The organism is Pseudomonas sp. 008 (assembly GCF_016861935.1).
Lineage (GTDB): Bacteria > Pseudomonadota > Gammaproteobacteria > Pseudomonadales > Pseudomonadaceae > Aquipseudomonas.
Map to the genome: position 1 here is coordinate 671,765 of NZ_BOMA01000001.1, position 21,192 is coordinate 692,956.

General features: G+C 57.9%; 15 protein-coding genes. 11 read left to right on the forward strand and 4 right to left on the reverse strand.

What is annotated here, in order from left to right; translation table 11 throughout:
• Positions 1–98: 98 nt before the first annotated feature.
• On the reverse strand, positions 99–1,277 hold the full coding sequence (locus tag JUI81_RS02945; protein ID WP_204123695.1) for a fumarylacetoacetate hydrolase family protein: 1,179 nt from the start codon (positions 1,275–1,277) through the stop codon (positions 99–101).
• A gap of 120 nt (positions 1,278–1,397) precedes the next feature.
• On the opposite strand from JUI81_RS02945, the gene JUI81_RS02950 reads away from it, so the two are divergent.
• The 11 genes from JUI81_RS02950 to JUI81_RS03000 all read left to right on the forward strand — a co-directional run bounded on the left by JUI81_RS02950 (position 1,398) and on the right by JUI81_RS03000 (position 17,486).
• On the forward strand, positions 1,398–2,384 hold the full coding sequence (locus JUI81_RS02950) for a LysR family transcriptional regulator (RefSeq protein WP_204123696.1): 987 nt from the start codon (positions 1,398–1,400) through the stop codon (positions 2,382–2,384).
• A 123-nt stretch (positions 2,385–2,507) separates the two neighbouring features.
• Complete coding sequence (locus JUI81_RS02955) at positions 2,508–4,055, forward strand: UxaA family hydrolase (RefSeq protein WP_019579038.1); 1,548 nt, start codon at positions 2,508–2,510, stop codon at positions 4,053–4,055.
• 60 nt (positions 4,056–4,115) lie between these two features.
• Positions 4,116–5,696: an aldehyde dehydrogenase (NADP(+)) gene (locus tag JUI81_RS02960; RefSeq protein WP_019579039.1), complete on the forward strand. Its 1,581-nt coding sequence runs from the start codon at positions 4,116–4,118 to the stop codon at positions 5,694–5,696.
• Positions 5,697–6,026: 330 nt separating this feature from the next.
• Complete coding sequence (locus tag JUI81_RS02965) at positions 6,027–7,460, forward strand: MFS transporter (RefSeq protein ID WP_096480174.1); 1,434 nt, start codon at positions 6,027–6,029, stop codon at positions 7,458–7,460.
• Positions 7,461–7,575: 115 nt separating this feature from the next.
• Positions 7,576–8,463 (forward strand): shikimate dehydrogenase, encoded by an 888-nt coding sequence (locus JUI81_RS02970; RefSeq protein ID WP_239077655.1) that lies wholly within the window; start codon positions 7,576–7,578, stop codon positions 8,461–8,463.
• 6 nt (positions 8,464–8,469) lie between these two features.
• Positions 8,470–9,504: a Gfo/Idh/MocA family protein gene (locus JUI81_RS02975; protein ID WP_111455245.1), complete on the forward strand. Its 1,035-nt coding sequence runs from the start codon at positions 8,470–8,472 to the stop codon at positions 9,502–9,504.
• 164 nt (positions 9,505–9,668) lie between these two features.
• On the forward strand, positions 9,669–10,601 hold the full coding sequence (locus JUI81_RS02980) for an NAD(P)-dependent alcohol dehydrogenase (protein WP_026331661.1): 933 nt from the start codon (positions 9,669–9,671) through the stop codon (positions 10,599–10,601).
• A 2-nt stretch (positions 10,602–10,603) separates the two neighbouring features.
• Positions 10,604–11,308: a YafY family protein gene (locus JUI81_RS02985; protein WP_019579044.1), complete on the forward strand. Its 705-nt coding sequence runs from the start codon at positions 10,604–10,606 to the stop codon at positions 11,306–11,308.
• 311 nt (positions 11,309–11,619) lie between these two features.
• Positions 11,620–12,873, forward strand: coding sequence for a multidrug efflux RND transporter periplasmic adaptor subunit MexE (mexE, locus tag JUI81_RS02990; RefSeq protein ID WP_019579045.1), 1,254 nt, complete (start codon positions 11,620–11,622; stop codon positions 12,871–12,873).
• 15 nt (positions 12,874–12,888) lie between these two features.
• Positions 12,889–16,068 carry an efflux RND transporter permease subunit gene (locus JUI81_RS02995; protein ID WP_019579046.1) on the forward strand — a complete coding sequence of 1,060 codons (3,180 nt, stop codon included), beginning with the start codon at positions 12,889–12,891 and terminating at the stop codon, positions 16,066–16,068.
• Positions 16,065–17,486 (forward strand): efflux transporter outer membrane subunit, encoded by a 1,422-nt coding sequence (locus JUI81_RS03000; RefSeq protein WP_019579047.1) that lies wholly within the window; start codon positions 16,065–16,067, stop codon positions 17,484–17,486. Before JUI81_RS02995 ends, JUI81_RS03000 begins: the two co-directional genes overlap by 4 nt.
• A 236-nt stretch (positions 17,487–17,722) precedes the next feature.
• Here the strand turns inward: JUI81_RS03000 and JUI81_RS03005 are convergent, their stop codons facing one another.
• From JUI81_RS03005 to JUI81_RS03015, 3 genes are read right to left on the reverse strand one after another with little or no spacing between them, the layout of a single operon-like run.
• A complete protein-coding gene (locus tag JUI81_RS03005; RefSeq protein ID WP_019579048.1) occupies positions 17,723–18,688 on the reverse strand; it encodes an HlyD family secretion protein in 966 nt (321 codons plus the stop codon).
• Between the two features lie 4 nt (positions 18,689–18,692).
• The gene (locus JUI81_RS03010) at positions 18,693–18,893 is read right to left on the reverse strand and encodes a DUF1656 domain-containing protein (protein WP_008026537.1); all 201 of its coding nucleotides are present in this window, start codon (positions 18,891–18,893) and stop codon (positions 18,693–18,695) included.
• Positions 18,883–21,030: an FUSC family protein gene (locus JUI81_RS03015; RefSeq protein ID WP_204123697.1), complete on the reverse strand. Its 2,148-nt coding sequence runs from the start codon at positions 21,028–21,030 to the stop codon at positions 18,883–18,885. Before JUI81_RS03015 ends, JUI81_RS03010 begins: the two co-directional genes overlap by 11 nt.
• Between the last annotated feature and the right edge of the window lie 162 nt (positions 21,031–21,192).

Below are 21,192 nucleotides of genomic sequence, written 5' to 3' on the forward strand. Positions count from 1 at the left end.
CGGACCCTTCGGATTCGGCTCTTTATCAATAGACGTGCACCCGTGTTTGTTCAATCGTTGCGGGAGAACACCCAATGCAGCTCACCCACCTGCCTTACCTACAGCAGCCCGCGGGCAGCAAGATTGTGCATCATCGCTCGCAAGCCGAAAGTCCAGGGTGCAGCCTCATGGCTGTAGGTGACTGTGTTGCGCAACGTGCCCAGCAACGGGCTCCCAATGCTGACCTCATCACCCTGCTTATGCGTAAAGCCGCTTCCCGGTGCCTCACGATCCTGGGTAGGCGCAAACAAGGTTCCGAGAAAAAGCATGAAGCCATCAGGGTATTGGTGATTGCCGCCGACCGTCTGGGCCACGAGATCCAACGGATCACGGCTGATCAACGCCATGGAACTGCTGCCTTCAAGGATGAAGCCGTCGTCGCCCTGAACCTGCAAATCCACGACGCAGTTGCGCACGTCGTCGAGGGTAAACGTTTCATCGAACAGACGAATAAATGGGCCGATCGCACAGGACGCATTGTTGTCCTTGGCCTTGCTCAGCAGCAGTGCGCTGCGGCCTTCGAAATCACGCAAATTGACGTCATTGCCCAAGGTGACGCCATGCACTTGGCCTCGGCTGTTCACCGCCAGCACAATTTCCGGCTCTGGGTTGTTCCATTCAGACTTGTGATGAATTCCGATTTCGCTGCCACTGCCCACGGCGGCCAGAACCGGTGCCTTCGTGAAAATCTCCGCGTCCGGGCCGATACCGACCTCCAGGTATTGCGACCACATGCCTTGCTTGATCAGCACAGCCTTAAGGCGCATCGCTGCTGGCGAGCCCGGCTTGATTGCCCGCAAGTTATCGCCGATGGCTTCTTGCACCAAGCGGCGAACACTTTCCGCTTTTGCAGCATCGCCTCGGGCCTGCTCCTCGATTACCCGCTCAATCATGCTGGAAGCGAACGTCACCCCGGCTGCCTTGATGACTTGCAAATCTGCTGGGGGCAACAGCGATGCCTTGCCGGGATCGGCATGACTGCCAGTGTTTCCAAGCAATTCCTCGACAGTCCCGACGTACCTGCCAGACGCCTGACGAACCGCCAACAACGGCGAGGTGTGTTCCAACAGTTCGCTCATTGTCGAAAAGACTTCAGAAAGATCAAACACACCGTCATCGCGCAGCACCACCGGCGAGGGGCCTGCAATCGCACCCGGGATCCAGGCGCGGCCGATCAGCGTTCCGGCCAGGCCATCCACTGGCAGGGTGTTTTCGCGCGTCAGTTTCAGATTCGACATAGAGCTTCCAGATCAGTCAGCCATCAGAGCCGTAAAAGTAATGGACCTCCCCCGTAAATCCCAATGAAAGAATCTCACCGATCAATGCTGTTTTGTTATCGACAGACAAGGCCTTATCCGATGGAAAACGATCAAATTACTTTTGGCAGTGTTACCCGATGGCTGAAGATCAAACATTTGGTACTGGTCAATAGCCTGGCCAAGACCCGCAATATGCACACGACCGCAGAACAGATGAATGTTACCCAACCGGCCATCAGTAAATTGCTTCGCGATCTGGAAGTACTCCTGGGTTTCCCACTGTTTGAACGTCAAACCCGCAGCCTGGTGCTTACTGAACTAGGAGAGTTCGTAGCCCGTTATGCGCGTATTACCTTGGAAGACACGGAGTCGTTCGTCGACCAAGTCAACAAGCTGCGTAAAGGCGGGCATGGCCATTTAAAAATCGGCACCATTTTCGCCGCAACATCAGTGGTGCTGCCGGAAGCGATCGCCAGCATAAAGCGTGAGCGCCCCCTCCTTTCTATTGAGGTAATCGAACAAACCAGCAACCACTTGCTGGAAATGCTCGAACAAAAAAAGCTCGATTTGATCATCGCACGCTTCACGGATGAGGCTTGTCAGCCTTTCGAATTTACCTCGCTGGGACCTGAACCCTTCTGCCTTGTCGTGAACAGCACACATCCGCTGTGCCAACTTGAAGAGGTCCCCACCGAAGCACTCAGCGAATGGCCATGGGTCATGTATCCCTTTAATACGCCGATCCGACAACGCATGGAGCGCGCGTTCACACTGTTCAAGATCGCCCCGCCAACCAACACCGTTGAGACCATTTCGATGCAAACCTTCCTGCAGTTGCTGCAGTCTGGGCCGATGCTCGCCATGCTCCCCGAGTCCATGGTCCAGTCGCAACTGCAAAATGGGCAGCTTCAAATACTCAATACGCCCTTCAGAGTCGAATCTCAGGATTACGGGGTTATCACTCGCAAGGATGAGCCCCTGTCAGAGCCAACGCGGATGTTTGTTGCGACCTTATTAGAGTTCGCCAGACTGCGGCAAACGGCTACGGAGAAGAAGCACTGCAGCGATCCAAGTAAAGGTCGATGAGGCAAAGTTATCGAGCAATCGAAAGCTCTCATTAGGCAGCCATTTCTATGAATCCTATAGTGCCGGCACAAAAGTGCGGCGCTATGAGTGACCGCGCACCACCCAGCAGCCCGTGAGGATGCGATGGAACTGATCATGAAAACCGGCGCAGCAGCTGTGCTGCGTTTGAACCCGCTGGACGATGTGCTCATCGCACGCCGACCGCTACTCGCTGGCGAAATCCTAGAGCAGGAAGGCGTGACCATCCGGCAAGCGATTGTGGCGGGCCATAAAGTGGCCTCCCGGCGTATCGAAGCCGGTCAACCGGTGAGGCGCTATGGGCAAATCATTGGTTTTGCTGTTGTCGACATAGAAGCAGGCGAGCATATCCATGTGCACAACCTGGCTATGGGGGAATTCACTCGCGATTATGCTTTCAGCGTCGATGCGAAACCCAACATCAAGCCGAGTGAAGCCCCGTCGTTCATGGGCATCATACGCCCGGATGGACGCGTCGCGACGCGCAACTACATCGGCATTCTTACGTCAGTGAATTGCTCTGCCACAGTCGCGCGGGCTATCGCTGACCATTTTCGTCGAGACATCAATCCCGCCGCACTGCAAGCGTTTCCAAACGTCGACGGTGTTGTGGCTCTGACGCATTCCGCCGGCTGCGCCGTTGACCCTGCGGGCGACGGCTTGAACATGTTGCGCCGGACACTGGCCGGATATGCAACCCACGCCAACTTTGCCGCCGTGCTGGTGATCGGGTTGGGCTGCGAGACGAACCAAATCGACTCATTACTCACGACGCAAGGACTGACCCGTAGTAATACCCTGCGCACGTTCAACATCCAGGACAGTGGCGGTACGTCCAAGGCCATCGCCAGTGGCATTGATCACGTGAAGCAATTACTTGGCGAGGCCAATCAGATTCGGCGCGAACCGGTTAGCGCTCGCCACCTGACGGTTGGGCTGCAGTGCGGTGGCTCGGATGGCTATTCCGGCATTACCGCCAACCCTGCGCTGGGCAATGCGGTGGATCGCCTGGTCGCCTGCGGCGGTACCGCGATTCTTTCCGAAACCCCAGAAATATACGGTGCCGAACACTTGCTGACGCGGCGGGCTGTCAGCCGTGAAGTCGGCGAAAAACTTATCGCTCGAATTCATTGGTGGGAACGCTACTGCGAGCGTATGGGGGCCGAATTAAACAATAACCCCTCTGCCGGCAACAAGGCCGGTGGCTTGACCACCATTCTGGAAAAGTCACTGGGCGCTGTGGCGAAGGCCGGCTCGAGCAACCTGATGGATGTCTACGAATATGCCCAGGCCGTCACGGCCAACGGGCTGGTTTTCATGGACACCCCTGGCTACGACCCGGTCTCCGCAACCGGCCAGGTCGCTGGTGGTGCCAACCTGATTGCGTTTACCACCGGGCGCGGGTCGGCCTATGGCTGTGCCCCTGCCCCATCAATAAAGCTGGCGACTAATAGCGCCTTGTGGGCTCGTCAGCGAGAAGACATGGACATCAACTGCGGCGAAATAGCCGAAGACACGTTGACCATCGAAGCGTGCGGTGCAGCGATCTTTGAAACCATGCTACGCATTGCCTCCGGCGAGCGCAGCATGAGCGAACAACACGGATACGGACAAAATGAGTTCGTGCCTTGGCAGATCGGCGCCGTCACCTGACTTTTAGTCCGAGGAATGCCTCGCCCAGCTATCTCTTGCACATTCAACCTGGAGACAACCATGTCCCTCATCACCGGCCAGAATTTTATCGGCGGTCAGCGCAGCGCCGCCGGCAGTATCATCGTCAAGAGTGTGGATGCCAGCACGGGGGAAACCCTACCCTATGCCTTCCACCAGGCGACCGCGCAAGAAATCGAGGACGCTGCCCATGCAGCCAACAACGCCTTTTCCAGCTACCGCATCCTGAGCGCGAGCAAACGGGCTGAGTTTCTCGATGCTATTGCTGAAGAGCTAGAGGCTTTGGACGATGAGTTTATTGCCCTGGTTTGCCGTGAAACAGCATTGCCTGTAGCTCGCATCCAGGGCGAACGCGCACGTACCAGTGGTCAAATGCGCCTGTTTGCAAACGTACTGCGACGTGGTGACTTCTATGGCGCTCGCATCGACCAAGCGTTACCACTTCGCAAGCCGTTGCCACGCCCTGATCTTCGCCAGTACCGCACCGCCATCGGTCCGGTTGCTGTATTTGGTGCCAGTAATTTTCCGTTGGCCTTCTCCACGGCCGGCGGCGATACCGCCTCCGCGCTCGCGGCGGGTTGTCCGGTGATATTCAAAGCCCACAGCGGCCACATGGCGACTGCAGAACAGGTCGCCAACGCAATTATCCGGGCGGCCGAGCGCAGTGGCATGCCTGACGGTGTCTTCAACATGATTTATGGCAGTGGCGTAGGCGAAGCCTTGGTAAAACACCCGCTCATCAAGGGTGTTGGTTTTACCGGCTCGCTCAAAGGCGGTCGAGCATTGTGCGACATGGCCGCTGCTCGCCCCGAGCCTATTCCAGTCTTCGCTGAGATGTCGAGCATCAACCCGGTCGTGATCCTGCCCCACGCCCTCTCGCGTCGGGCCGACAGTATCGCTCACGATCTTGCCGCTTCGGTGGTTCAAGGTTGCGGGCAGTTTTGCACCAATCCCGGACTGGTGGTTGGCATTCGCTCGGATGCATTCAGTGCCTTTCAGAATAGAGTGGCGGCGTTAATAAACGACCAACCGGCACAAACAATGCTCAACGCAGGCACCCTGCGCAGCTATGCGGCTGGATTGCAGAACCTGCACGCGCACCCCGGCATCGTGCACCTGGCTGGCTGTAACCAACAGGGTCACCAGGCGCAGCCACAATTGTTCAAAGCCGACGTAGAGTTGCTGCTGAAAGGCGACAAGGTCCTTCAAGAGGAAATCTTTGGCCCTACATCTATCTTCATCGAGGTCAATGACCAGGCGCAGCTCAACGCGTCCATCAATGCCCTTCACGGACAATTGACCGCAACCTTGATTGGTGAGCCAGAAGACCTTACGCAATTCGTAGAGTTGACTGCTTTGTTGGAGATGAAGGTTGGTCGCATCCTCATCAATGGCTACCCAACCGGTGTCGAGGTCTGCGATTCAATGGTCCACGGCGGCCCTTATCCTGCGACTTCCGATAGTCGGGGCACCTCGGTCGGCACTTTGGCCATCGACCGCTTCCTGAGACCCGTCTGCTTTCAAAACTACCCTGACGCATTGCTGCCCGATGCTCTCAAGAACGCCAATCCGTTGAACATTTCGAGGCTCGTCGACGGTCATCTCTCGCGAGATAGCTTGTAGGTTGGCAAACGGGCAAGACGGCGTACTACGACGTTAGAACCTGTCGTTGGCCTCATTACCCTTTGTATGAAGCAACAGTGCTGAGCGCTTGACGCGTCGGAGCCTGTTCATCCTCTTACAGCCTATTCGCTCAATTGCACGAGCGGGCTTTAGCGTGCTCGCTCGGCTTGGCGACAACGTCAGACGTACGAACTCAGCACCTCACAATTAACCAGCGTTACGCCTTGATCGACCACGGAACGACTCCCTTGACAAGGCGGCGATTCTGGTAACAGAATTACTGATGGAACGAAGTTACAATAACAACAATTGAGAAACCGGAGACACGTTATGAATCAGAGCATACCGATCGACGCTCATTCCAAAGGCCAGTCAAAAAAAGCCGCAGCTAGCGGTTGGATCGGCTCAGCGCTGGAGTATTACGACTTCTTTATCTATGCGACCGCGGCGGCCTTGCTGTTTCCACAGCTCTTTTTTCCATCTGATAACCCAGCGGTCGGCATCATTGCCTCTCTGGCCAGCTTTGGTGTGGGCTATATCGCCCGGCCGATAGGCGCTGTTGTCCTAGGGCATTTGGGTGATCGCCACGGCCGTAAAACGGTTCTGGTTTACTGCATGTTCCTGATGGGCTTCTCGACGATGTGTATCGGACTTCTGCCAACGTACCAGCAGATCGGGATCTGGGCGCCGGTGCTGCTTGTGACGTTGCGCCTGATTCAGGGTTTTGCGGTGGCCGGGGAGATCTCCTGCGCCAGTTCCATGATTCTCGAACACGCCCCGTCCGGCCGCCGTGGTTACTTCGCGAGCTTTACTCTCCAAGGAGTTCAGGCCGGGCAATTGCTCGCGGCAGCAGTCTTCTTGCCTCTCGCTCATTTTATGCCTGCGGATCAGTTCGCTTCCTGGGGTTGGCGGATTCCGTTCCTGCTCAGCGTCATCGTAGTCATCCTGGGATATATCATTCGCCGCCAGGTCGACGAGACACCTGTATTTGCCAAACAAAAAACGCAAGGCGAAGCTACTGTCCTGCCAGTTGTCGAAGTCATCCGGCAGAGCTGGGGTGATCTCTTGCGTGTGATCTGCATGGCACTTGCTGCGGTGATCGCCATTGTCGCCTCGGTATTTGGCGCTACCTATGCGGTTCAACCGGCCTATGGAATCGGTTTCCCTGCAGGCGTCTATTTGTGGATTCCTCTGCTGGGTAACATGTGCGCGGTGATCCTGATCCCCTTCGTTGGTAACCTCTCAGACAAGATCGGCCGCAGGCCCCCAGTCATTATTGGCATTCTCTGCGCGGGACTGCTCTCGTACGCGTATCTGTACGCTATCAGCATCCATAACCTGTGGCTTTCGCTGGTTCTCTCCGTACTCATGTGGGGCGTCGCCTACCAGGGTTTCAACGGTGTATTTCCGAGCCTCTTTCCCGAGTTGTTCCGTACGCGGGTGCGTGTGACCGGCATGGCCATCGGACAGAACATAGGGACCGCGATGACTGCGTTTCTCCCGGCAATCTTCGTCACTGTTGCGCCCCCCGGCTCTGACAATATCCCGCTAAGAATCGGCTCTCTTACATTAGGTATCTGTGTTATCGCTGCGATCGCGGCGTTCACTACACGCGAAACATACCGGATTCGCCTTGAAGATCTCGGCAAGCGCAACGCAGTGCCTATTGCCAAAGAAGAATACGATCGTATGCGGGCCGAAGCGATGCGGGGCACAGCTCAGACAGCCGTCCCGAATGACCTGGCTAGCCAACTGCGTTCGTAACGACCTTCGACGATTACACTAGTGCGACCATTAGGTTTTCGCGACCCACAGGCCCGATGGGCAGAGCAGCATCATGCGGTCGGCACTTGCCAATGCATAGCCATCGACGCTGTGCATGCCCAAGAAGCCAGCCAGCGCTCCTCTTCCCGTCAACATCAAATATCAGGCAACCATGGCCTCACATATCACAGGAACAACTCGGCTTTATGGATTGGTCGGCCATCCGCTGGCGGCTGCCAAGTCTCCGCAACTATTCAACCGACTCTTTATAGAACAACAGGCAGACGCGGTTTGTATTCCATTGGAGGTCAAGGCCGATGACCTGTCCTCGTTCGTGGCCGGTGCCAGAGCATTGAACAATCTCGCCGGCATCCTGGTCACCATGCCTCATAAACAAAGGATGCTGGCTCTTGTCGACGAACTTCATCCGACTGCTCGTCAAGTGGGTGCAATCAACGTCATTCGTTGCGAAACAGACGGACGCTGGGTCGGTGCCGTATTCGATGGCCTCGGCTGTGTTCTTGGCATGCAATGGGAAGGCTTTCATCCAGCGAACAAGAACGTTCTTTTGGTCGGAGCTGGGGGCGCAGGCAGAGCGATCGCATTTGCCGTCGCATCGGCGGGAGCTCGATCGCTCACTATCTCCGATGTCGACGAACACCGAGCCGAGGATCTGGCGAAAGCCGTTGCTGCCGAAACAGGTTGCATCACGCTTTCTGGCCCACCCGACCCACATGGCTATGAAATCGTGATCAATGCCACGCCGCTTGGCATGAACAAGAATGATCCTATGCCTGTGGATCCCGAGCGACTCGAACCCGGCACCCTCGTCGTGGATATCATCAACTCGCCGGAATCGACACCGCTTTGCGATGCTGCGCGTAAAAGAGGTTGTCGCACCCAGGACGGGGCCCCCATGCACAAAGGCCAGGCGTTGCTTGCACTACGCTTCCTTGGGTTCGATTACCACCCCGATAACGTAACAGCACCGCGCCAGGAGTGAGTACACATGAAAGTTGCGTTACTGGAGGTCAGCCATTGGCATGTCCCGCTGTATCTGAATGCTCTTGAGACCAACGGGGTCCAAGTGGTGGCCGTATCGGATTCGGAGCACGTGAAGGGTGAAGCAATTGCCGAGCGATTCAAATGCGCGTTGTATAGCTCATCCTATGAGTTGCTTGAGCGCGAGGAGGTCGATTTTGCTTTCGTGTTCGGCAGGCATTCGGAAATGCCGTCGCTGGCAGAGGCCGTGATTGCACGAAACATTCCCTTTGCCCTGGAAAAGCCCTGCGGCATCAACATGGCACAGGTCACACGGCTACGTGAGCTAGCCGAGCAAGCCAATCTCTACTGTGCTGTACCGCTGATCTTCCGCATGAGTGAACTGCTTGGCGCACTGCAAGATACTGAGGGACGCTTGCCTGCGGACTTCAACTACATGTCTTTCCGTTTCATCGTAGGTCCGCCCGCTCGTTATGAAACTGCAGGCTCAGGCTGGGCCATCGATCCCGCTTTTTCAGGAGGCGGATCCACGATCAACGTGGCTACGCATTTCATAGATCTCTTCAGACTATTGACCGGTAAGGAGGTTTCGCGAGTCTCAGCCGTTATGAATTCACTCACGCATCGGGGTGCCGTCGAAGACTATTCGGTATTGACCCTGCAGACTGAGGATGGCGTGATCGGTGTTGTGGAAACAGGATACAGTTTTCCCAGCACCGCCGACGAGCAGCGCGAGTTCTCCTTTACCCTTTCATCTGATCACATGTATGCCAAATCCGGTCCCGACCGAATCGAAATAAGGGATCGACAGAACCTTGCGGCCGGCACTCGAAGCCGCCGACTACAACTGGACACAGACGTCTATTACCCACTGTTCGTCAAACAAGTGCTTGCTGAGTGCCGTAACGGGGCCAAGCCAATTGCATCATTACGCGACGCCGAGGCAATCATGCAGGTCATGGACGCTGCCTACGATTCAGCTCGGCAAGGAGGTACGCTTTTGACACTTACGCCGACTCCACAGCAGCGTTGCGTGGGATGACAAACTGTAATGGCCTGCCCGGCATTGAAGAACTTCATCCATGATTTGTCTCGATGAGTACACGCCTTGTACAGCGATCGAATGGTGACAAAAACTGTCCACATAGCGCTATAGAGTCGTCTCCGTGACTACCTCAATCGTTAGTTGGAGTTTGGAGACGCATGATGAAACGCATTCAGTACAACAGGTACGGCGGGCCGGAGGTCATGCGGGTCGATGACTTTGACCTGCTCCCCCCAAGTGAAGGTGAGGTGGCGGTAAGGGTCAAGTTTGCTGCGATCAATCCGATTGACTGGAAGCTGCGCAGTGGACGGATGAAGATCGTCACCGGGAGGACATTACCTCGAGCAATGGGTATGGATTTTTCCGGCACAGTTTTATCGGTCGGCCCAGGCGTCAAGCGGCTGAAGGTGGGCGATGCGGTTTTCGGTCTGGCCCGATTCAAAGAAAGCGGCGCGTTTGGCGAAGCCGTCATCACAAAAGAAGCATTTCTAGCGCATAAGCCCGATGATGTTTCATTCGAGGATTCCGCGTGTCTGGGCACGCCCGGTATAACCGCTTGGAACGGGCTAATCGACAAAGCGAAGCTGCAAGCCGGCCAGCACGTTTTTGTAAACGGTTGTGCCGGTGCCGTCGGCGAAGCAGCCGTACAAATAGCGCTGATACATGGCGCTGTCGTCTCGGGCAGTTGCAGCGCCAAGGACATCCAGCGAGCAAAGTCGCTGGGGGTGCAGACCGTCTATGATTATCGGAACACGCAGGTATCGAGTATCGCCACACGATTCGATTTGGTTTACGACACTGCGGCGACGCTACCGGTTTCGACAGGCATTGGGATGTTGCGAGCGGGAGGCGTGTTTCTGGATCTGAACCCAGGCCCTGGCAAGTTTATTCGAGCTATTTTTGATCGCAGACTCAAACCAATCATCGGATCACCGCGCGCTGAAATTCTGGATAAGCTTGCCAAAGCGGCCAGTGAGGGAAGTTTCAGGATCCCGATAGGAAAAACCGTTTCCCTAAGCGACGCTATTCAATTGATCGGGGAACTCGAAAAAGGTCGAAAACTCGGCGGTAAAGGCGTCATCGAAATGGAGTAGGAATGTCCAGAAGTGACCGATTGTTTGAACTGATGCAAGTTCTCCGTCGACATCGCAGAACGGTATCGGGACGGACACTCGCCCAGGAGTTGGGGGTGTCACTTCGCACCATACGTCGCGATGTACTGACACTGCAGGGTATGGGGGCCGACATCGAGGGTGAACCTGGTTTGGGCTACGTTCTCAAGCCTGGATTTCTTCTTCCCCCTCTCTCATTTACAGAAGAAGAAATACAAGCGCTTGTAGCCGGCGCCCAATGGATCAGTCGTCAGATGGACGACAAGTTTGCCTTCGCTGTTAATAACGCATTGGCCAAGATTAACGCCGTCTTGCCTTTGGAAATGCGTCCGGCCTTCGACGATGAGACATTCTACGTAAGTAGGCCCGCCACTCTTTCCACACCGATCGACTTAAGCGAAATCCGCCGTGCACTGCGCGACCAATGCAAGTTGCGTATCACGCTATCGATTGCTCATGCGCCTGTTGATGAGCAAATTATCTGGCCGATCATGCTGGGGTTTATCGAATCCAAGCGTTCCCTGGCGGCATGGTGCGAGGCTGACAGCAAGTTCCGGGTGATAGACCTGGATGACGTCGCACACGCTGAGGTGCTTGTCGAACGCTACTCTCGCAATCGTCGCGGGCTGATTAAGGAATGGCGAGCTCAGAAAATCCTGCCTTGTAACAGCCGCGGCGAGACTTGCTGAACGGAGTCGAGCATACGTTGGTTGGAGCTTCGTGTGACGAAAACAAACAGTTCGCAAAAATTCCCGGGGCGCGGGGCCCCATCCATCCTCAGCGAAGGCTGCGACACGGTTTCAAGCCAGACCTTTGCACTCCACGCAACACACAATTGTCATCATTTCATTTGATAGCCCGCTAACGAAAGGTGCATGCTAGAGGGCTTGCTTCTGGCTTATATCATTCCGAATGATAGTTACCTTTGCCTCGTTCGATTCGTTTGATACCGCCCCGCCAAGCATTATCCGCCCATCTCAATACATTGGCGGATGCATCCATGGAACAGTCACTCAAACATTTGCGCTTCCCCTTGGCCCTGTTGGCCGTGATGGTGATGAGCGCCTGCGGCAAGACTCCGGACGCTGCCGCCACCATGCCCGCGGCCAAAGTCAGCGTGGCCAAGGTGCTGGAGCAACCGGTCAACGAGTGGGACGAATTCACCGGGCGCCTGGAAGCGCCGGAAACGGTAGAGATTCGTCCACGGGTCTCCGGCCAGATCGATGACGTAACCTTCACCGAAGGCGCATTGGTCAAGAAAGGCGATCTGTTGTTCCAGATCGACCCGCGTCCGTTCCAGGCTGAGGTCCGCCGCCTCGAGGCCCTGGTGGCGCAAGCTCGCGCCACGGCTACCCGCAGTGAAAACGAAGCCCAACGCGGTGAACGCCTGCGCACCAGCAACGCGATTTCCGCCGAACTCGCCGACTCGCGTACCAGTGCCGCTCAAGAGGCTCGCGCCGCCGTCGGTGCACTCCAGGCGCAACTGGACCTGGCCAAACTGAACCTGAGCTTCACCCGCGTGACGTCCCCAATCAGCGGTCGTGTCAGCCGTGCGGAAATCACCGCTGGCAACCTGGTGACCGCCGACACCACCGCCCTGACCAGCGTGGTGTCCACCGACAAGGTCTACGCCTACTTCGACGCCGACGAGCGTGTATTCCTCAAGTACAACCAGCTCGCCCGCCAGGGTCAACGCGGCGCCACCACCCCGGTTTACATGGGCCTGTCCAATGAAGACGGTAACCCGCACCAGGGCCAGATGAACTTCGTCGACAACCAGGTCAACCCGAAGACCGGCACCATCCGCGGTCGTGCGGTGTTCGACAACAGCGACGGCAGCTACACCCCGGGTCTTTATGCACGCCTGAAACTGGTGGGCAGCGGCACCTACTCCGCGGTGTTGATCAACGACGAAGCGGTCGGTACCGACCTGGGTAAAAAGTTCGTGCTGGTGATGGATGCCGACAACAAAACGGCTTATCGCCCCGTCGAGCTGGGTCCGAAAATCGAAGGTTTGCGCATCGTGCGCAGCGGCCTGAACAAAGACGACACCATCATTGTCAAGGGTTTGCAACGGGTTCGCCCTGGTTCGCCGGTCAGCCCTGAAGTGATCCCGATGGCCAGCAAGGAAACCCTCGCGGCTCTCGCTCAACAACGACAAGCGCTGGAAGCCAGCAACCTGCCCCAAGTCGCACCTGCCAAGGTCGCGCCGGGTACGGTTGTGAAACTGGCTGCTGCGACTCCACGCGGTTAAGGGGCAATTACTCCGATGAATTTCTCCCAATTCTTCATTTCACGGCCGATCTTTGCAGCGGTACTGTCGCTGCTGATCCTGATCGCCGGTGCCATCTCGCTGTTCCAGTTGCCGATCAGCGAATACCCGGAAGTGGTGCCACCAACCGTGGTGGTCCGTGCCAACTTCCCCGGCGCCAACCCTAAAGTCATCGGTGAAACCGTGGCCGCTCCTCTGGAGCAAGCCATCACCGGCGTCGAGAACATGCTGTACATGTCCTCGCAATCCACCGCTGACGGCAAGATCACCCTGACCATCACCTTCGCCCTGGGCACCGACCTGGACAACGCGCAGGTGCAGGTGCAGAACCGCGTGACGCGTTCCGAGCCCAAGCTTCCCGAGGAAGTGACGCGCATCGGTATCACCGTCGACAAGGCGTCGCCCGACCTGACCATGGTTGTGCACTTGACCTCGCCGGACAAACGCTACGACATGCTCTACCTGTCCAACTACGCCTTGCTCAACATCAAGGATGAGCTGGCGCGTCTGGGCGGTGTCGGTGATGTGCAGCTGTTCGGCATGGGCGATTACTCGCTGCGGGTGTGGCTCGATCCGAACAAGACCGCTTCGCGCAACCTGACCGCCACCGATGTGGTCACCGCGATTCGTGAACAGAACCGTCAAGTGGCGGCCGGTGCCCTGGGTGCTCCGCCCGCACCGAATGCCACAGCATTCCAGCTGTCGGTCAACACTCAAGGCCGTCTGGTGTCCGAGGAAGAGTTCGAGAACATCATCATTCGCTCTGGCGAAAATGGTGAAATCACTCGCCTCAAAGACATCGCTCGCGTCGAACTCGGCTCCAGCCAATACGCCCTGCGCTCCTTGCTGAACAACCAGCCGGCGGTGGCGATCCCGATCTTCCAGCGCCCAGGCTCCAACGCGATCCAGATCTCCAACGACGTTCGGGCGAAAATGGCCGAGCTGAAGAAGAACTTCCCGGAAGGCATGGACTTCAGCATCGTCTATGACCCGACGATCTTCGTGCGCGGTTCCATCGAGGCGGTGGTTCACACCCTCTTCGAAGCGCTGATCCTGGTTGTGCTGGTGGTGATCCTGTTCCTGCAAACCTGGCGCGCTTCGATCATCCCGTTGGTGGCGGTGCCGGTTTCGCTGATCGGTACGTTTGCCGTGATGCACCTGTTCGGCTTCTCGTTGAACGCCCTGTCGCTGTTCGGACTGGTATTGGCCATCGGTATCGTGGTCGACGATGCGATTGTGGTGGTGGAGAACGTCGAGCGAAACATCGGGCTCGGACTCACTCCGGTAGAAGCCACCAAGCGTGCGATGCGTGAAGTGACCGGTCCGATCATCGCGACGGCGCTGGTGCTGTGTGCGGTGTTTATCCCGGCCGCGTTCATCTCCGGCTTGACCGGTCAGTTCTACAAACAATTCGCCCTGACGATTGCGATTTCGACCGTGATCTCGGCTTTCAACTCGCTGACCTTGTCGCCAGCACTGGCCGCCGTGTTGCTCAAAAGTCATGACGCGCCGAAGGACCGTTTCTCCAAGGTGCTGGACAAGATCTTCGGTGGCTGGCTGTTCCGTCCGTTCAACCGCTTCTTCGATCGTGCCAGCCATGGCTATGTCGGCACCGTGGGCCGGGTTATCCGCAGCAGCGGTATCGCCCTGCTGCTGTACGCAGGCTTGATGGTGCTGACCTTCTTCGGTTTCTCCAACACGCCGACCGGTTTCGTACCTGGCCAGGACAAGCAATACCTGGTGGCCTTCGCTCAACTGCCGGATGCCGCGAGCCTGGACCGTACCGAAGACGTGATCAAGCGCATGTCCGACCTGGCCCTGAAACAGCCTGGCGTGGAAAGCGCGGTGGCCTTCCCTGGCCTTTCGATCAACGGTTTTACCAACAGCCCTAACGCCGGCATCGTGTTCGTCACCCTGAAACCTTTCGACGAGCGTAAAGACCCGAGCATGTCCGCCGGTGCGATTGCCGGTGCGTTGAACGGCCAGTACGCCGGGATTCAGGAAGCCTACATGGCGATCTTCCCGCCACCGCCTGTACAAGGCCTGGGGACCATTGGCGGTTTCCGCCTGCAGATCGAAGACCGGGGCAACCTGGGCTATGACGAGCTGTACAAAGAAACCATGAACATCATCGCCAAGAGCCGCAGCGTGCCGGAACTGGCCGGTCTGTTCACCAGCTACACCGTGAACGTGCCGCAGGTCGATGCCGCCATCGACCGGGAAAAAGCCAAGACCCACGGCGTGGCCGTCAGCGACATCTTCGACACCCTGCAGATCTACTTGGGTTCGTTGTATGCCAACGACTTCAACCGCTTCGGTCGCACCTATCAGGTCAACGTTCAGGCCGAGCAACAGTTCCGCCTCGAATCGGATCAGATCGGTCAGCTGAAAGTGCGTAACAACCGTGGCGAGATGATCCCACTGGCGACCTTCATCAAGGTCAGCGACACCTCGGGGCCAGACCGCGTGATGCACTACAACGGCTTCATCACCGCTGAAATCAACGGTGCGGCAGCCCCAGGCTACAGCTCCGGCCAGGCAGAGAAAGCCATCGAGAAACTGCTCAAGGATGAACTTCCGAACGGCATGACCTACGAGTGGACCGACCTGACCTACCAGCAGATTCTGTCCGGCAACACTGCGCTGTTCGTGTTCCCGCTCTGCGTACTACTGGCGTTCCTGGTGCTCGCTGCTCAATACGAAAGCTGGAGCCTGCCACTGGCGGTGATCCTGATCGTACCGATGACCCTGCTGTCGGCCATTACCGGGGTGATTGCCTCGGGCGGCGACAACAACATCTTTACCCAGATCGGCTTGATCGTACTGGTGGGACTGGCCTGTAAGAACGCGATTCTGATCGTCGAGTTTGCCAAGGATAAGCAGGAAGAAGGTCTCGGCCCGCTGGCAGCGGTACTGGAAGCTTGCCGTCTGCGTCTGCGGCCGATCCTGATGACCTCCTTCGCGTTCATCATGGGTGTTGTGCCACTGGTCTTCTCCAGCGGCGCCGGTGCCGAAATGCGTCATGCCATGGGTGTGGCGGTGTTCTCCGGGATGCTCGGGGTGACCTTCTTCGGTCTGCTGCTGACGCCGGTGTTCTACGTACTGATTCGCAACTTTGTGGAACGCGGTGAAGCGCGCAAAGCGGCCAAAGCCCTGAAACTGGAGGCGCAACAATGAGCCTGAAAGCCTTCCTGCCGAGTCTGCTGGTACTGGCGCTGAGCGCCTGTGCCGTCGGCCCGGACTACAAGACCCCAGCCACCGAGGCGGCCAACATCACGGCCGCCACCGATGGCAGCGCCGGTCAGAAGAACTTTGACCGCGCCCGTTTCGAAGGCATCTGGTGGCAGCAATTCGACGATCCGACCCTCAACCAGTTGGTGAAGCAATCCTTGCAAGGCAACCGTGATTTGCGTGTGGCCTTCGCCCGCTGGAAAGCGGCCCGGGCGATTCGTGATGACGCCAGCAATGACGCCATGCCGACCATCACCAGCCGCGCGAGCAGCGATCTGGGCAAAGGGCAGATTCCGGGTCAGACCACCAAACGGGTCAACAGCGAACGCTATGACCTGGGCCTGGACATGGCCTGGGAACTGGACTTGTTCGGTCGCATCCAGCGCAACCTGGAGTCCAGCGACGCTGAACAGCAAGCGGCCGAAGCCGATCTTTACCAACTGCAAGTCACCATGATTGCCGAACTGGTGGACGCCTATGGCCAACTGCGCGGCGCGCAACTGCGGGAAAAGATTGCCCTGGCCAACCTGAACAACCAGCAGGAGTCACGCAAGATCACCGAAAGCCTGCGTGACGCCGGTGTTGGCGATCAGCTGGACGTGGTTCGTGCCGATGCGCGCCTGGCGTCTGTCGAAGCCAGCGTGCCGCAACTGCAAGCCGAACAGGTTCGTCAGCGCAACCGCATCGCCACCCTGCTGGGTGAACGTCCAGACAAGCTGACCGTCGACCTGAGTCCAAAAGACTTGCCGGCGATCGCCAAGGCCCTGCCCATCGGTGATCCGGGTGAACTGCTGCAACGTCGTCCGGACATCCGCAGCGCCGAACGCAAATTGGCGGCTGCCACCGCGCGTATCGGCGTGGCCAAGGCTGATTTGTTCCCTCGGGTGAGCCTCAGCGGTTTTCTTGGCTGGACTGCCGGGCGCGGTTCGCAAATCGGCTCGTCGGCGGCCAATGCCTGGGCACTGGGCCCAAGCATTACCTGGGCGGCGTTCGACCTGGGCAGCGTGCGGGCCCGTTTGCGCGGCGCCGATGCTGAAGCCGAAGGCGCCCTGGCGACCTATGAGCAGCACGTATTGCTGGCACTGGAAGAGTCGGAAAATGCTTTCAGCGATTACGGCAAACGCCAGCAGCGCCTGATTTCGCTGATTCGTCAAAGCGAATCAAGCCGCGCCGCTGCGGACCTCGCCGAAATTCGCTACCGCGAAGGCACCGTGGACTTCCTCGTCCTGCTCGATGCTCAGCGTGAGCGTCTGGCAGCCGAAGACACCCAGGCCCAGGCCGAAGTCGATTTGTACCGCGGCATCGTCGCGATCTACAAAGCCCTTGGCGGCGGCTGGCAGCCAGAGACGGTCGCCAGCAAGTAATGCTTTAACGTGCCCCTTTGGTTGGCCGCAACCCAACCAAATTCTTTGCCCCGCGCCTTATTCGGTCGCGGGGCTTTTTTTTGTCGGTATTTAATTCAACACATTCCCTGTGGGAGCGAGCCTTTGTGGCGAGGGGGCTTGCCCCCGTTCGGCTGCGCAGCAGTCGTAGATTGGGGCCGCTTCGCGACCCAACGGGGGCAAGCCCCCTCGCCACAAAGGCCCGTCCCCATATGGGGTTAGTGGGTTGCCTCGTTATCCCGGTTTTCCATGACAGTGACGGTGGCCGTGGTCCCGGCACGCAGGCTGTTTTTGGCGATATAGTCGGCGTCGATCTGAATCCGCACCGGCACCCGTTGCGCCAGTTTGACCCAGGTGTAACTGGGGTTGATGTTGGCCAGCAGACGACTGCCCGGTGAGTTCTCGCGGTCGGCGATAGCAAAAGCGATGCTTTGTACGGTGCCACCGAAGGTTTCACCGCTCATCAACTCGACCCTGACCCGATCGCCCTCCGCGATTCGCGGCAGCTTGGTTTCTTCAAAGTAGCCGCTGATATAAAACGAGTCGCTGTCCACCAGAGCCAACAACGCCCCTCCGGCCGTGGCGTAATCCCCCTGACGCGTCAACAGGTTGGTCACATAACCGCTGACAGGCGCTGCGACCCGTGTGCGCTGCAAGTCCAGTTCGGCCTGGGTCAGAGCGGCGATCGCCAGCTGCACGTTGGCATGTGCCAGGCCCAGATTGGCCTGATTGCGCAAGAGTTCCGCCTGCGCCACAGCCACTTCGGTACTGGACTTTTCCCACTCTTCGCCGGAGATCGCGAAGCGCTGTTTAAGGGTTCGACGGCGCTGCTCTTCGCTTTGACGCTGGCGCAGCAGCGCTTCGCTGGAGACAATCGTCGCTTCGGACTGACCCAGCGTGGCTTTGGCAACTTCCACCGCACGCTTGGCATGCTCCACCGCCAGCGTATACCGAGCCGGGTCGATCTCCAGCAGCAACTGGCCTTTCTCGACACGCTGGTTGTCTTGAACGCTCAGGCTGACGATCCGCCCCGAGACATCGGCGGACAACGTCACCACATCGGCGCGAACCCGTGCATCGCGAGTCCAGGGGGCGCGGGTGTAATGCTCCCAGGCGAACCAGCCGAGGATGACGGCCAGCACCACCACTGCAAGGGTCGCGAGTCGGGCAAGGATCGTCTTCAAGGCATCAGGCTCCCATCACCAGAATCAACGTTGCGCATACGCAGGCATACAATGCGCCTTCGAACAGCGCTTCATGCCAGACAAAACGCAACACCCCCAAGCGGCGCAAGGTCCAGTCCAACAGCAGAAAAATCGGCAAGGCCAGCAACAGGGCCTGGGCGATTGGCGGCAGATAGACGCCACCCACTTCCAGATCAATGGGCAAGGGCTGGCACTCCTTCCTTGTCTGCGGGTTGAAAGTATTTGCGATGGCGCTCCAGAAACGACACCACGATCAACAACGCCACGCGCATCCTGAATACCGACCACAGGTGTTCATGAACGTCTAGATGCAAGTCGTCCATTTCATCGCCCAAGACGTGCAAGCTTCCGAGCAACTGCACAAGGTCAACCCCGGGTCGCCCGGCGATCAATCGCCCTGTCTCTCGGACAGCCGCCAGCAAACGGTTCTGTTGTTGCGTACTCAACAACGTATTGCTCTGCCCCTGCTGCCTGAGCTGGTTCAAAGCCACCCCCAGTGCCATGCACCCGAGGCTGACTTCGAACAGCTCGCGGGAGTGCTTGTCGCTGGTTGCCGGCAATAGTCCCAACATCATGGTCAGGCGATCAACCATACGGCTTTCAAACGCAAATTGCTGTTCATCGGTGGCCGGCGTCTTCAACAAAGCGTAGACCTGCTCGCAGCTTTCATTGAACAGCCGGCGCATTCGTAAATCGGGCCTGAACGGGAAGATCAAGGCGTAAACACTGAGCGCCAGCGCGGCGGCGCTGATATACGCGCCGGCAAATTCAAACCACTGAATGGCAGAGTTTTGGCCGATTCCTGCGTTTTGCGGCCCCAGCAACAGCATGGTCGTCAGTCCAAGACCAATGCCTGTGCCAGTGGTTGGCGGACTGGCCAGCCCCACCGCGACCGCGTACAGCAGTGGCGCAAACAACAAGGCGAGCAACTCGAAGTCACTGATCATCGGCATCAGCATGAACAGATAGAACGCCGACACCACCAAGGCCAGACCCAGCCCCCTGGCAAAGCTTTGACTGGCCAGCAATGGCCGCGGAAAAGTCGCCATCAGCGAACAAAGAATCCCCACTACAATCATCCCGCCACGGGCCCCATCCCAAGCAGTCTCGATCCAGATCAGCCCCGCCACCAGCAACGCGGTAAATGCCCGGATTGCGTTCATTGCTGCCAACGTGAAGTCCAGATGCAACGGGTTGTCCTGGCCGCGGAACACGCAACTGGCTTCCCGTCCTTCCTGGATCGCGTCGCTCAGTTCCAGAATCTGCCCCAGTTGTTCCAACATCCGTGCCTGCTCCCAGCGCAGTGCCCAGGCCAATGAACGCAGCGTGGCAGGCATCGTCTCGGTGAGTTGTTCGGCCTTGTAGGCCTGGTCATCGAAACGCTGTTGCAGCGTCAAAAAATGATGCCGCGCCTCGGTCGACAATGAGCGACCTTGCACGGCCAACTCATCAAGGAATGCCAGTTCCTCGCTGCGCAACCGCTGTATTTCTTCCGGCAACGCGCCCTCCCAACGTTCGGTGAGTAATTGCCGCTGGTGACGCAAAGCCGTCAGCCGCGAAGTCAGCAGCACCAGTTGATTGCCAAGCAACTGCACCAGGCTATTGGCACTGCGCAACCGTGGTGCATCGAAGTACAAATGTCTTCGCAGCCCTTCAAGGGCGCTGATCTCGCCCAACAGTTGCATTTGCCGCTTGTGGAAATCGGCCTCGCTTTCCTCGGTTCGAATCACCGCTGCCGCGTGAGTCGCGAGCAGTTTGATCACTTGATCGATCTTGGCGAAATAACCCTTGGCCACCGCCTCCGGTCGCGCCGTCAGAAGGCTGACAACGCACACGCAGGCCACCGCCAACAATGTTTCTGTCACGCGAGTGACTGCCAGCAGGAACGTACCCTCCTGATCGGGTTGCGCCAGCAGTGCCACCACCACTGCCGTGTAACCGCTCAGGACAAACGCCTGGGAACTGGTGTAGCGCAACAGAGTGCCGCCGGCGGTACACAGCGCCAACCACAAGGCCAGGGTGATGATGAAGGGCAGCGGCGCCTGGGGGAAAATGGCCATGATCAACACCGCGACCGCCGCGCCCAACGTGGTGCCGATGATCTGGCCGAAACTTCGGGCCAGGGCCATGCCGCCCAATGGCTGGCTGACGATGATCACCGCCATGATCGACCACTTGGGTTGGTCGAGGTCGAACACAAAGGCCAGATACAGCGTCAGCAACCCGGCCACGATGGTTCTCAGGGCAAACAGCAGCACCTCGCGTCCGGGGTTGAGAATCGCCTTGAAGTATTGAAGCAGCGGTTGCATGGGAGCGCTCATCGAGTCATCTCCTGCAAGCGTAGTCATTGCTTCCTTGCTTCGACGAGTTTCAATGTCGACAAGACCTGTAGGCCATTTCGCCGATGGACACGCCTGCGTCGATAGAGCCTGTCGATCATTTCGTCAGCCAAAGCGATTGGACAGGATCCCCCCATGCCCCTA